This window comes from Agrobacterium sp. ST15.16.024 (assembly GCF_027956545.1).
In the GTDB taxonomy this organism is placed as follows: domain Bacteria; phylum Pseudomonadota; class Alphaproteobacteria; order Rhizobiales; family Rhizobiaceae; genus Agrobacterium; species Agrobacterium cucumeris.
The window spans coordinates 381,468-395,026 of the sequence record NZ_JAQKGO010000003.1 but is presented as its reverse complement, the minus strand read 5'-3'; the positions used below and the strand labels follow the sequence as shown (position 1 = coordinate 395,026).

Below are 13,559 nucleotides of genomic sequence, written 5' to 3'. Positions count from 1 at the left end.
GGGGCGGCTCAATAGTCGGTTATCAGCTTGCTCCAGCTTTCCGAGCATAGCCCACCAATATAGATGTCGCCGGCAATCGCCCGGTCGCGCAGGGCTTCATCCCGGGTTGCCATGCAGAAATATCCGTCATGGCGAAAGCTCATATGGTTCTGGCGGTACAGCGCGTTTATGAGAAAGGGCTGTGACATGCCGGTGACGTGGGCGTAGTTCTCGTCGTCGAAATGGCGGAACAGGGTGTTGAGCACGTCGTTTTCACGACCGGCATCACAGACGAGATTAAGCACATAGGCGGTTCTTCCCGGCTGGCCAAAAAACAGCGCGGCGCCCATGACATGGCCTTCTGCGGTCTCGATCATCAGGCTTTTCAGTTCACCGAGGCTCTCATTGGCCCTGCTCATTTCTATCAGCCAGTGAAACTCCTCGTGAGACCATTCCGGACGGATGGAAAACCGCTCGATCATCGTCAGCGCCTTGCGGCGGAATGTCTCGAAATCCACGGTTTTTACCCTGGCGCCGGCGACCTGATGCGGCCTCAAGCCTTTTTTCCATGATCGCAGGATACCGTCGATAAATCCAAGCGCCGACAGGGCAAGGGTGGTCTTGGCCAATTTCGAGCGTCGCGGCATGCGCAGCGCAATCGTGCAGAAGGGCTTGAGGGCCTTGTGCCATTGCAGGCTTTCGATCGGCATCATATTGCCGCCGATCGCCACCCAGTGATCGGCGCTGACGGGGGAGGCCGTGTCCGAAAACAGCATGTCATGTTTCGTTGCCCGCATGCTGCGAGACAGGCGGGCAGCCCCCAGCGCGCCGAGTTTCCCATCTGATGCGAAAGCGCACAACAACCTGGCGGTAATGGCTTTTCCATTCGCGATAAACCGCATGGGGACTGCGAGGATGACGCTAGTGACCCTGTTCTCCCCCGCATCATAGACGACGCTGCCATATTCCGGATCAAAGGTGGGGCTGCTGAAGAACAATGTCTCGACATAGGAGCGGAAATCGAAATTTACGTCACGCCCGGTCTTCTTGAACGCGCTGTTGAGGACCGCTTCGACAGCCTCGACATCGTCCTTGCGCATGGGGCGAATGCCGACCGTTCCGGGCTTGTCCGGGCACCGTGTGGATTGACCGATATCGCCATCGTCCATGTTGGTGTGTCTTGGAACGTCCACCTTAGGTCTCCAGCCTTATGCGCAATTATGAGATCAACTCCAGGATATATCTTAAGTTGTTAATATACGCTAAAGAGAGCTAGGAGTCATACCCTCAATACGTCCAAATTGTCCTTCTGCAGTACAGACGGAAGCGATTTATTCCAGGTTATATTTCGTTTTGAACTTAATAAAATCAAATATTTGATGTCAATTCACAAAATTGTTTCCAGCGGAAATTCCATTGCTCCCCGAACTGACCTCCAGAATAATGCGTCATTTCTCTGTTTGCGGGTCTATCTCTTTATAACAAAAGAAAAAGACGGAATTACTATTCTTCCGTGCATTATGCATAACTAAAAAATAGGATTTTTGCTGGATATTCCTGTGACGGGGAGGAAGCATCGGATACGATGTGTGCTGACGTGGAAAAAGGAAGAGAAAAACCCCTTATGGATGCAGCGGACGACGGACAGGGGCGTGGCTATTGGCGGGACGCATTGTTTTATGTGACCTTCCTTTACTTCACGATCGGCTTTTCGCCCTATGTTTCACTTTCCTCCACCTATTCCGGCTCCGCCATGGCAGCCGGCTCCAGCCTTCTCAACCAGCTCACCGCGATCATTCTGCTTTTCAGTTTCGTGGCGTTCATGGCGAAGGAAAAATCATTCTCGATCCTCTTTGCACCGCGCCTGCTGATCGCGGCGATTTTCGGCTGGTATGCGTTCACTTCGCTGGTGGGCGAAGCGCCGATGTTCTCGCTGCGGCGGCTGGTCATGTGCGCCATCATCTGTGCGCTTGCCGATGGTTTCCTGCAGTTGCCGCGCACCGAGCGGCATTTCACCACCATGCTTGCCTTCTGCGTGTGGATTATCCTGTTCCTGTGCTATTTCGGGATCGCGGCCCTGCCCGGACGGTCGATTCATCAGATCAGCGATGCGCTGGAGCCGTTTCTTGCGGGCAACTGGCGGGGTGTCTTCAATCACAAGAACGAGGCCGCCTCGATCATGTCGGTGCTGATCATCGTCGGGATCTACCTTTGCAGGCGCTGGTCCTTCTTCGGGGGGATGGTGGTTCTGCTGCTGTCGCTGATCTTTCTGGTCAAGTCAGGCGGCAAGACGGCGCTTGGGCTGATGCCGATCATCATCGGTACAGGCTGGTTCATCGTACGCTGGCCCCAATGGCGGTATCTGGTCGTGACCCTGCTGATGGTGGTCTTCACGACGGTGGTGATCGGCACCACTGTCGATCCGGTCTTTTCGCAGATGCTGACCAATATGGGGATCGACGCCAGTTTCACGGGCAGAACCGATATCTGGACCATCGCCATTGATTATATCCATCAGCGACCGGTTCTTGGCTACGGGTATCAGGCCTTCTGGCGCAGCGATGCGCTATTATCGAGTTCCATTGAAAACAACAGCTGGGCGGCGACCGCGCCGGCTGCGCATAATGCCTATTTCGACCTTGTGCTTGCGGCCGGCATTCCGGGTCTGGTGCTGGTGCTGGTGTGGATCTATCTGCTGCCGCTTCATTATCTTGGCAAAATGGATGAGGCCACGCGCAAAAGCCCGCTGACGAGGCTTTATGTCGGCGTCTGGCTTTATGTGCTGCTTTACAGCTTTCTGGAAACGATCCTCATGCTAAGTGCGGGTTTCGTCTGGTTTTTCCTTATCGTCGCCGTGATGGGCCTGCATCTGCAGGCGACTGCCAGCCTGGTCCAGGATGAGAAACGGCGAGAGCCGGCCCGCGCCGATGATGACGGGATAATGGTGCCGAAGCCTCTTTCGCGCCCCACATCATAGACCGTTCGTTGCGGACGATGTCTGGCGGGGAGACGCCGGTTCGTGCCGGTGCGCGCAAGTGGTGCTCCGCCGGGCGAGTGGCAGGACTGGAGATGCCATTCGCCATTGATGGGGTACATTTTTTCATCGCAGCTATTGACCTCAACTATTGCTGAGGAATTATCAGAGCATGGAACACTGTTGAAGGACGTTCCATGAGCGATATCATACTCTCCCTACGGACCATATCTGGCCGCGCCCGCAACCCGCGCTCCCTTCCAGGGAGGCGTGACGATGGCTGAAAATTCCACGGCGCTGAAAATCACCCTGCTGTTTGTCGCCACACTCACCATCATGGCCGGAACGACGGTTGCGCCCTCGCTGCCCGCCATCGAACAGAACTTCCTGTCGACAGCCAATGTCGGGCTGTTGAGCCGTATGGTGTTGACCTTGCCATCGGTTTTCGTTGCGCTCTGCGCGCCCGTCGCCGGAATGCTGGCGGACCGCTTCGGCCGCAAACGGCTGCTGCTGGGTGCCATCCTGCTTTACAGCCTTTCCGGCATATCCGGTCTTTTTGCCGATAGCCTTGCGGGTCTGCTCGTTGGACGGGCGTTTCTGGGTCTGGCGATCGGCGGCATCATGACGATCGGCACGGCGCTGGTGGGCGACTATTTCGAGGGGCCGGCACGGGAGCGTTATCTGGGGCTGCAGCAGGCTTTCACCCAGCTTGGCGGCGTCTTTTTCGTCGTCGCGGGTGGATTGCTGGCCGATATTCACTGGCGCGCACCCTTTGCGGTCTATGCCATCGCCCTGCTCATTCTGCCGGCGGCCCTGCTTTTCCTGAAGGAACCGGCGATGGGTGATAGCCGCGGCGGCGAGGGCGGGCCGGCTTTTGCCGTCAATTGGCTTCTGGTGGCCGTGCTGGCGGTGGCAGTGTTTCTCGTCAACGCCCTGTTTTACACCATCCCTTCGCAATTGCCGTTTTTCATGCGTGAACTCGGCGTGTTTTCCGGCAGTGTTGCGGGATATGCGATTGGCATCTTCAATCTGGCGGGTGCGCTGACGGCGCTCAATTTTGCAAGATTGCGCAGGCATATGGGTGTGGCCGCCATTCTTGCCGTCGGGCTGGTGCTGATGGCGACGGGATTTGCGCTGCTCGCCATGGCAGACGGGCTGGTATTCATGCTGTCGGCGGTTGGCGTGGCGGGACTTGGTCTTGGCCTTGTGATGCCGGCCATCATGTCCACGACGATCATGCTTGCACCGCTGCGGCTGCGCGGGCGTATCGCCGGCATTGTCACGGCATCGATGTTCCTCGGACATTTCATCTCGCCGCTGGCGAGCCAGCCGTGGATTGCCCGGTTCGGTTTTGCAACGGCCTATCGCGATATCGCGGTGGTCTTTGCCGCCATGGCCGGTCTTGCCCTGCTGGCCGCACTGGTTCAGCGCTGGACGATGATGCGCAAAGCGCGGACTTTTGCCCGAAGCGGATGATGGCCTGGCTGGCTGCGAATGCGTATTGCAGGCGCCGCTTCGTTCGGCAAAGCAGGCGGCAGAAATACCTGTCGCCGCTTTATAATCCTAATATTCTGCAGGCCCGAGGGACATGAAGGAATTGTAAAGTTTTTGACTATAATCATTTTGTCGAACAAGGAATGGTGATCGGTATTCAGCAAATTGGCCGCGCTCCATTTCTCTCGAAATGCGCCTCCGCTCTCTTTCGGGTCGCCTGTGCTTTAGAAGGTAACCTGTCGATATTTGAAGGGCGGGCATCACTTTTGGCGGGCGCATGCATGATGCAAATCGCGGCTCGGGCCGGTGATGCGTCTCGCGAAGCCTCAATGATCGAGGCGTTCGACGTGCAATGTCAGTTTTGCCGAACACCTCCGGCACGGGGAAGGAGCGGTTTTTCATTGACGTGAGGTTTCCGTGTCTTTCCTTCAAAACGCCAGCATTCGCACCAAAATCCTGTCGCTTATTCTGCCGCTCTGCATCGTCGGTCTCGCCGCGACCGCCTTCATGTCCAGCCGTTACAAGGAGGCGGATACGGCCTATTCGTTCTTCATTGCCAATGACAACGCCGCTCTGGTGGAGCTTGCGCGGGCCAACCGAAATCTCGCCGCGGTTGCCTATGGTGCCTATCAGGTGATGGCCTATGATGCGAGCGGGCCGGATATCAAGGTTGCCAGGGAATTTTATACCGAGAGCAAGCGGCTGCTGGTGATGCGCCTCAACAATGTGAAGGCGGCATTTCCGGAAGAGGCGGCTGCAATCAATGGCTTTATGGCGAAATCGCAGGAGATTACCGCGATTACCGACAAGGCGGTCGAATTTGGCATCGCAGATCGCTCCGCGGAAGCGGCAGCGGAGATGCTGAAGGCTGATGCCTCCATTCGCCCCGCCGCCGTTGAGATGGCGGCGCTGCTGGACAAGCTGGCGAAAGGCGTCATCAAGGGTAGTGACGATCTGACGGACCAGACCAATTCGACGATCCTGGCATCGCTTGCCGCGATCGGATTTGTTTTCTCCATCGGTGTCATTCTGGCGATTTTCGTGGCGTCGCGTGGCATCACCGCGCCGATTGCCCGCCTGCGCGAACGGATGGTGGCACTGGCCGGCGGCGAGACAGCGGCGGAAATCGACGGCACGGGCCGCGGAGACGAAGTCGGCCAGATGGCCAAAGCCGTTCAGGTATTCCGCGAAAATGCGCTCGAGCGTATTCGCCTCGAGCAGGAAACCGAAGCCAATCGCAGCCTTTCGGAAAAGGACCGCATCGAGCGTGAGCAGCAGAAGGCGCGCGAAGCCGCCGACGTTAAGTTCGCCGTCGATAATCTCGCTGCCGGCCTGTCGAAACTGTCCGAAGGCGATGTTTCCTACCGCATCGGCCAGCCGTTCACGGCAGCGCTGGATGGCGTTCGCAACGACTTCAACATGTCGGCTGAAAAGCTGCAGGGCGCGCTGACCAAGGTTGCACAGAATGCCGGTGGCATCGGTGCCGGCGCAAACGAGATCAAATCGGCCGCCGATGATCTTGCCAAGCGCACGGAACAGCAGGCCGCAGCCGTGGAAGAAACCGCCGCCGCCCTGGAAGAGATCACCACCACGGTGCGCGATTCCACCAAGCGTGCGCAAGAAGCCGGCCAGATCGTCAGCCGCGCCAAGGCGGGTGCCGAACAATCCGGCGAAGTGGTGCGCCGCGCCGTGGTCGCCATGGAACAGATCGCCAAATCCGCCAATGAAATCAGCAATATCATCGGCGTGATCGATGAGATCGCCTTCCAGACCAATCTTCTGGCGCTGAATGCCGGCGTGGAAGCCGCGCGTGCGGGCGAGGCCGGCAAGGGATTTGCTGTCGTCGCGCAGGAAGTGCGCGAGCTTGCGCAGCGCTCCGCCAGTGCGGCGAAGGAAATCAAGGCGCTGATCACCACGTCCAACGATCAGGTGCAGCAGGGCGTTCAGCTGGTGGGCGACACCGGCAAGGCGCTGGCGACCATCGTCTCGGAAGTGCAGGAGATCAACCGGCACGTGGTTTCCATTGTGGAATCCGCACAGGAGCAATCTTCCGGCCTCCAGCAGATCAATACGGCCGTCAACCAGATGGATCAGGACACGCAGAAAAATGCGGCGATGGTGGAAGAAACCAATGCCGCAAGCCACAGCCTCGCCAAGGAGGTCGCCTCGCTTAACCAGCTGCTCTCGCAGTTCAGGCTTGGTGAAGCCGCCTATCAGCAGAAGAGCCAGCCCGCTCCGGTTCGCAATGCCGGCGGCAATGACAGGCCGGTCGCATCCCCCGTCCGCGCGCTGGGCCGCAAGCTCGCCTCCGCCTTCTCCGGCAATGCGGCGGTGGATACGTCAAAGGATGACTGGCAGGAGTTTTAAGCGACGGTCGGTTATGTGCAGGAACATCGGCGGGGATATCTCCGCCGATGTTCAAGGAGGTTAACGTTGGGCGGCTTTGTATTTTGGGCTCAATGAAGACCGGACAGCTCTCTCAAGTCGCTGTTTATGCGCGACTGCCAACCCTTACCCATGGCTTTTAGCCCAAGACCAAGTCACGCCACACAGGAAAGCTGCCGCGCCGGAGAACTGCCGACAAGACGCGCGTAACAAAAGCATTTGCGTCAAGCGATGCGAATTCGCTCTCTTTCTTAAGTCGACCGGTGTGAGCAGCCGCTGAACGGTGCCCGTAGATTTTCTTTGCTTTTTCAAAGGCCTCTTTTCGATCTTCTGGATTTTTTCCAAGAAGCCATGCCGCTCTGGACGAAAGCTTATATGTGATCTCTGCGTTTCCATCGCCGCTGTTGCCGTTTTCATGCATCAAAGCGATCTCTAAGGCCATACCAAGATCAAGCGCCCTGTCCTTATTAGACTGCCAACTCTTCGCTTTGCCAAGACGGTCAATCGCAACGTAAAGCGCAGCGGGGTTCTTGAAATTCCCCAGCAATCTTAAGTTTTCTTGAATCGCATCGATGTTTGGCTTTTCCGATCCGAAGCCGACAGGCTCAAATGAGCCACTATAGGCCCTGTCAGCATCCATTATGTGATCTATGGCCGCACGACAGTAGGTGAAAGGCATACTGACAGCGACACTAGTCGAAAGGATCAACGCACGCTTTATCTCAAGTCTTTTATTAGTACGCTTCATGTTGGGAGCCGCGAAACGATCTTTTGACATATCAATGAGAGCGGGCTGGTAATCCGGGTCAATCACCTTGTTATGCCGGAAGTGATGAACAAGGGCGCAGGAGTTGGCAGTGCGAAATGGAGTCCCAGTATCATCAAAAAGTAGGCGATTTCTGGAGTCAGCCGGGAGCTTATCATGCGGCCACAACTCATAGTCTTCCGTGATTTTTACGATGTCCTCAACCTCAACGCCAGTCACCTTGCTTATCTCCAGCGCGTCATATCCGTTTTCCGCATATTGACTGTTGGCAGTTTTGATAATTGAATCTGGCGCAATGCCAGCGAGGAGTTGGCGTGCGACCCACTGTAGTGCGGTGCCTTGTCGGGGGCTTTCAGAACCAGAGGAAGACCAAAGCATAGTTTCCTTCAAGTGAGAGAACGGAAAGAAGTCGTACAGACGTGCTTCAAGCATCACGCTAGTATGATGGCCTGCGAAGACGAAAGCGGCGCGGGGATTCATATGCATTGGCGGCGGTGGGGTAATCTCTAGCTCAATCTTGGCCAGAAAAACAACTTCTTCCAACGTGAGTTTTCGAGAATGATCGTATGCAATCGTATGGATTTCGAGCAGGCGATTGTCGTTACCGTCAAGCATTATGTCTCTTCCCTCCATCGATTTGCGAGCCGTCTCCTGACCTCCTCACCAGAGGTAACATCTAAAGAATCAAGCGCCTGCCAATGCTCTGAACACCTAATGGTTGAGCATGCACATGCGGATGGGTTGTGGTCAAGCTCTGGTGCAAGGGGCGCCTTTTGAGCAGGTGCACGAGGCTCCCCTTGAGCTCGCCGTGCTGTCGGCTACGAGGGCATGGGATTCATCAGATTGTTCGCGGGCCTTGCTTGAGCACCCTTCAGGGTCATCTGGAAAGCCCGGGAAATGTGGCAGGTAGCAGTGCAGTCTTCCAACATTCCCCTTAGATGACCTGTAGTTCTTTGTGTCCTGCATGTGCGAAAGGCAACCCCGTCCGTAGCCCTCCAGTTGAACCGCGAGGCGGGACGCTAGTCCACCGCTCACAATCAGCTCTCATATTTCCTCCCGGACTAAAACAGGGGTCAGACATGTGAGCGGTAATACGTGACAGCGGCGGCGGGCGTTTCCCCCCCCCCGGTGGCCAAGGGGTCCCTCAAAGCGGCGCAGCATCCCACCCCCTGTCCCGTCTCGGCAATGTGGGGTGCACTGGTGGAGACACATAGGTTTGCTCGGTGGCTGTTAGCAGGTCCTCATAGCGCTTGATGATCGCCTCCGTATGCGGACGCAACATGGATGTCGTAGACCTCCACTCGTGCAGCTTCCCAACACCTGCTTCCAGTCTGCCCAGCTGCTGTCGTTTCAATGCACTAGGAAATTGATGGCGCACCCGACAGGATTCGAACCTGTGACCTTTGGAATCGGAATCCAACACTCTATCCAGCTGAGCTACGGGTGCAGCGGTCACGCTTGAATCGCGTGCAGCGGTTGGTTCATACCCCAGCTTTCTTTCCGCATCAATGTCTAAAAATCAGAGATTTGCGAAACGGCACGTGTTTTTCTGCCGGAGTGAGACGCGGTTTGTTGTGGGGTGCTGAATGCCTTTGTGCGGGTTCCGGAAACAATGCGTCGTTTGGCGTATTGCTTTTTCTGTTGAAATCGGGTTTCCCCTATAAGTAGTATGTTATCGCCTGATCCTGTTGCTGTTTTGCCGCCACCACGGGCAGGCGCCGGGATTGGCGCGATGCCTTTCAAACACGGTGCGGCGGGCCGTGCGATACCCTCAAAATCGGCGGGTAAATAGTCATATTTTTTCCGGCCTCCGGATGGCGGCCTGGAAGCGGGGTTTGGGTTTTTGCGGATTAACTGTCAAATTATTATACAATATTAGTATCATCTACATTTATTTGGGATACAGTTTTGGAACGTTGTCGGTTATGATTTCGGCAGGGTAAAGGAACGAATCAAGCGGGGGATCGGATGGCTTTGCGATTGGCACATAGCAACGGGCCGCGGGCGGAAAAGGCCGAAAGTGACGGAGTGGAACCGGTGCATCTTACGGCAATTGACTATGGACTGTTGACGACGGCGATCGGCTATCATTTGCGGCACTCGCAACTTGCCGTGGCAAATGGGTTCTCCGATGTGCTGGCGGAACGGGGATTGCGACCGGCTGATTTTTCGGTTCTCGTCATTGTTGGTGGCAATCCGGGCCTGAAACAGAGCGATGTGGCGGAAGCGCTCGGCATCCAGCGCGCCAATTTCGTCGCGATCGTCGACAGCATGGAAGACAAGGGGCTGCTTGTCCGCCGCCGGTCGGAAGAGGACAGGCGTGTTCATTTTCTCGATATGACCGAGGAAGGCAGCCGCCTTCTCGACAGCCTTTCCGATTCATGGCGTGACCGTGAGGAAAAGCTGATCGACAGGATTGGCGGCAAGAAAGCCCGCGACCAGCTGCTGTCGCTGCTTGGACGTCTGCGGGACTAAGCGGGGCTCTCGTCGACGGGGGACTGCTCTGCGAGCAACGACCCGGAAAGTGCGGGCCGGGCCTAACCTCCGGCTCGCCGGGCTGTGCATGATGATTTGCCGTTCCGGTATTTTCACGACAGCCTGATCGGTGGCGGCTCGATTTGCGTTGCAATTTTCCTGTGAAACGGCCAAGACGACCTGCATATGCCTTTGGTCACCCGATGCCGCAAGAGCGCGGTGTGGCGGAAAAGGCCGGAAACGGGAACGCCATGCTGAACATCGATACCAGCCATCCGCTTTATCGCCCTTTATGGGTCAGGTTGCTGATCGTCGGTTTCTGTGCGGCCTGGGCGGTGATCGAATTCGTCAATCGCGAATTTTTCTGGGGCACGATCGTCGGCGGCATCGCCGCCTATGCGGCCTATGAGCTGCTGGTGAAATTCAAACCCTTGAGCGTTGATGATGCGGCCAAGGGCGGAGCGGACAAGGCTGCGCCAGACGAACCCGCCGATAACGCGCCCGTCGATAAAAACGGCGCCGGCTGACAGCGGCATATCCTCCTGCAGGCATCGCTGCCTCGTATTCCACTATTTAAGTTTTCAGCATCCGGATCGCCTGGTCGATCAGCAGATTTGCCGCGGTCATGCGCAGGGTCGCATTGTGCCGGAATTCCGGTTTCACGCCGTCGGGGTGGTTGAGACGGGCAAAGGTGCGGCGTTTTTCCGCAAGCGTTGCGGCGGTGTCGGTTTCATGGATCGCCAGTTCCGTTGACACATCCGCGAGCGAGGTCTTTTCGAGATGGGCCGGCATGGGTTCCGGCTCTGGCTCCGGCTGGGGTTCAGGCGGTGGTGCCGGTTCGGCCAGAAAGGCGAGATAGGCGTCGAGGCCGCCATTTCCCGGTTGCGGCGCAGCAGAGGGCGTGCCGACGACGAAGCTGGAATTGAAACCGGCGATGCGATGACGGGCAGGCGGCGGCGGTTCCGCGGCTTCCTCTTCTCTTTCCTGCTTCAGTCTTTCGACGACCGACTGGAAAACGGATTGTCCGAAAAGCATGCGGCTGTTTCCCCTGCGCCGGCTCGTACATCCGGGCTGTTTATAAGATGAAGGTGGCGTCTGGCTTGCCACCTCGTCGCGGCCCCTCGTCAGGCGGCCATCATCATGGTCCCGTCAGCTTTCGGCTTTCATCCAGTACCAGATCGTAAAGCAGCCGGGCGCTGGGCGGCAAAACACGGCCTTTGGTGGTGATGATGCTATAGGGCTTGACCACAAGTTCGAAATCCGTCGGCAGGATGCGGGTGCGGCCGATGCCGGCCTGTTGGCCGGCCACGAACTCGGCCATGTCCTGCGCGATCGGCGCAATTGCATTGGTGTTGCAGATCAGCGCGAGCGTCAGAAGCATGGACGGCGTGTTGATGATATTGCGCGGCATGGCAACGCCATGGGTGAGGAACACGTCCTCCATCGTTCTGCGCAGCAGGGCGCCGGGCGGCTGGAAAACCCAATCATAAGCCGAAAGATCGTTCAGTGTCACCGGCTCGCCGCCAAGCAGGGGGTGGCCTTCGCCGACCACCAGACAGGCGCGCTCGATGCCGATTTCATGGATGGAAAACAGGCCGGGGTCAAAATCGTCAGGAATGCGGCCGATGATGAAATCGTGACGCGCGGCCAGCAACTCCCGGGCCAGCACATTGCTGCTTTCCACCTGTACGTTGATCTCGATGCCGGGATAGGTGTCCGTCGCCCGCTTGATGGCGGGAACCACAAGGCTGATGGCGGGTGCCGTGACGGCGCCGATATAGACCGAGCCGCCGCTGCCGGATTTCATCTGGTTAAGCTCGCGGCTCGCCTCGCGCAGCTCCAGCAATATGGTGCGCGCCCGGCGGGCCAGCGCCTCGCCGAATTTGGTCAGCACCACGCCGCGCGAGGCCCTTTGACAGAGCGGGCTTTTGACGATGGCTTCCATTTCGGAAAGCATGCGCGAGGCCGCCGGCTGTGTTATGTTCATGGCCGCCGCGGCGGCGCTGACCTGCCCGTGCTCCTCGATCATGACCAGCATGCGCAGATGGCTCATCTTCAATCCGGCGCGCAGAAGCGGGTTGTCTTCAAAGACGAAAAGCGCGTCTGTTGTTTGCGTCTGCTCATACACTTTTTGGTTGTTCATTCGCCGTTTTATACCCCTCATCGGTTATTGTATCGATTTAATATAGCATAATTGATATAGGTAAGCCGATATATTCTATTTGACAGTTATATGGATTCAGAACAGTTTGCGGGATGCCGGGGAGGAGCGGCATCTGTTCCGTTTCGCAGCTGCGAGATCGGAACGGGCCGAACGCGGCTCCTTCCTCTGACGGCATGAATTTCATGGTGCGCCGCAACATGCGGGTGCCAGAAAAGGGTTCAAGGGAGAGAGTTAATGAAGTCCATTATTTCGCTGATGGCGGCTTGTGCCATCGGTGCTGCTTCCTTCGCAGCACCGGCTTTCGCACAGGACAAGGGTTCCGTCGGCATTGCCATGCCGACCAAGTCTTCCGCTCGCTGGATCGATGACGGCAACAACATCGTCAAGCAGCTGCAGGAAGCCGGTTACACGACCGACCTGCAATATGCCGACGACGACATTCCGAACCAGCTGTCCCAGATCGAAAACATGGTCACCAAGGGCGTGAAAGTCCTCGTGATCGCCTCGATCGACGGCACCACGCTTTCGGACGTTCTGAAGCAGGCTGGCGAGCAGGGCATCAAGGTCATCGCTTATGACCGCCTTATCCGCAACAGCGGCGACGTCAGCTACTACGCAACGTTCGACAACTTCCAGGTTGGCGTTCTGCAGGCAACTTCGATCGTTGACAAGCTTGGCCTGAAGGACGGCAAGGGTCCGTTCAACATCGAGCTGTTCGGCGGTTCTCCTGACGATAACAACGCCTTCTTCTTCTATGACGGCGCAATGTCGGTTCTGAAGCCTTACATCGACAGCGGCAAGCTGGTCGTGAAGTCCGGCCAGATGGGCATGGACAAGGTCGGTACGCTGCGTTGGGATCCGGCAACGGCCCAGGCCCGCATGGATAACCTGCTGTCGGCTTATTACACCGACGCCAAGGTTGACGCCGTTCTGTCGCCTTACGACGGTCTGTCCATCGGCATCATCTCCTCGCTGAAGGGCGTTGGTTATGGTTCGAAGGACCAGCCGCTGCCGGTCGTTTCCGGTCAGGACGCTGAAGTCCCGTCGGTCAAGTCGATCATTGCAGGCGAACAGTATTCCACCATCTTCAAGGATACCCGCGAACTCGCGAAGGTTACCGTCGACATGGTGAATGCCGTTCTGCAGGGCAAGGAGCCTGAAGTGAACGACACCAAGACCTATGAAAATGGCGTCAAGGTCGTTCCGTCCTACCTGCTGAAGCCGGTTGCCGTGACCAAGGAGAACTACAAGCAGGTTCTCGTTGATGGCGGTTATTACAAAGAAGACCAGCTGAAATAAGCCTGAAGACACATGCGGGGATG

Annotated in this window: 11 protein-coding genes and 1 tRNA gene; 6 read left to right on the top strand and 6 right to left on the bottom strand. The window is 57.1% G+C overall.

Features of this window, described 5'->3' with window-relative positions:
* Positions 1-8: 8 nt before the first annotated feature.
* Positions 9-1,079, bottom strand: a complete 1,071-nt coding sequence (locus PL640_RS13800) for a GNAT family N-acetyltransferase (protein ID WP_271362430.1) — start codon at positions 1,077-1,079, stop codon at positions 9-11.
* A 524-nt stretch (positions 1,080-1,603) separates the two neighbouring features.
* Here PL640_RS13800 and PL640_RS13795 point away from each other — a divergent pair.
* The 3 genes from PL640_RS13795 (at position 1,604) to PL640_RS13785 (ending at position 6,814) form a co-directional block, all read left to right on the top strand.
* Complete coding sequence (locus PL640_RS13795; RefSeq protein ID WP_271362299.1) at positions 1,604-2,956, top strand: O-antigen ligase family protein; 1,353 nt, start codon at positions 1,604-1,606, stop codon at positions 2,954-2,956.
* Positions 2,957-3,229: 273 nt separating this feature from the next.
* Positions 3,230-4,429 carry an MFS transporter gene (locus PL640_RS13790; RefSeq protein ID WP_271362298.1) on the top strand — a complete coding sequence of 400 codons (1,200 nt, stop codon included), beginning with the start codon at positions 3,230-3,232 and terminating at the stop codon, positions 4,427-4,429.
* Between the two features lie 435 nt (positions 4,430-4,864).
* Complete coding sequence (locus tag PL640_RS13785; protein WP_271362297.1) at positions 4,865-6,814, top strand: methyl-accepting chemotaxis protein; 1,950 nt, start codon at positions 4,865-4,867, stop codon at positions 6,812-6,814.
* A gap of 89 nt (positions 6,815-6,903) precedes the next feature.
* Here PL640_RS13785 and PL640_RS13780 read toward each other — a convergent pair whose 3' ends face one another.
* From PL640_RS13780 to PL640_RS13770, 3 genes are all read right to left on the bottom strand, one after another.
* Complete coding sequence (locus PL640_RS13780) at positions 6,904-6,966, bottom strand: hypothetical protein (protein WP_271362429.1); 63 nt, start codon at positions 6,964-6,966, stop codon at positions 6,904-6,906.
* A 5-nt stretch (positions 6,967-6,971) separates the two neighbouring features.
* On the bottom strand, positions 6,972-8,213 hold the full coding sequence (locus PL640_RS13775; protein WP_271362296.1) for a HEPN domain-containing protein: 1,242 nt from the start codon (positions 8,211-8,213) through the stop codon (positions 6,972-6,974).
* 755 nt (positions 8,214-8,968) lie between these two features.
* Positions 8,969-9,045, bottom strand: a tRNA-Arg gene (locus PL640_RS13770).
* A gap of 521 nt (positions 9,046-9,566) precedes the next feature.
* Here PL640_RS13770 and PL640_RS13765 point away from each other — a divergent pair.
* The gene (locus PL640_RS13765; RefSeq protein WP_142840477.1) at positions 9,567-10,073 is read left to right on the top strand and encodes a MarR family winged helix-turn-helix transcriptional regulator; all 507 of its coding nucleotides are present in this window, start codon (positions 9,567-9,569) and stop codon (positions 10,071-10,073) included.
* 251 nt (positions 10,074-10,324) lie between these two features.
* Positions 10,325-10,600, top strand: coding sequence for a hypothetical protein (locus PL640_RS13760; protein ID WP_271362295.1), 276 nt, complete (start codon positions 10,325-10,327; stop codon positions 10,598-10,600).
* 46 nt (positions 10,601-10,646) lie between these two features.
* Here PL640_RS13760 and PL640_RS13755 read toward each other — a convergent pair whose 3' ends face one another.
* Both PL640_RS13755 and PL640_RS13750 read right to left on the bottom strand, forming a co-directional pair.
* Positions 10,647-11,108: a hypothetical protein gene (locus PL640_RS13755; protein ID WP_271362294.1), complete on the bottom strand. Its 462-nt coding sequence runs from the start codon at positions 11,106-11,108 to the stop codon at positions 10,647-10,649.
* Between the two features lie 103 nt (positions 11,109-11,211).
* Entirely contained in the window at positions 11,212-12,216 is a 1,005-nt protein-coding gene (locus PL640_RS13750; protein WP_142840474.1) for a LysR family transcriptional regulator, read from the bottom strand.
* Positions 12,217-12,471: 255 nt separating this feature from the next.
* Here PL640_RS13750 and chvE point away from each other — a divergent pair, with 255 nt between their 5' ends.
* Positions 12,472-13,536: a sugar ABC transporter substrate-binding protein ChvE gene (gene chvE / locus PL640_RS13745; RefSeq protein ID WP_142840472.1), complete on the top strand. Its 1,065-nt coding sequence runs from the start codon at positions 12,472-12,474 to the stop codon at positions 13,534-13,536.
* The last annotated feature ends 23 nt before the right edge of the window (positions 13,537-13,559 follow it).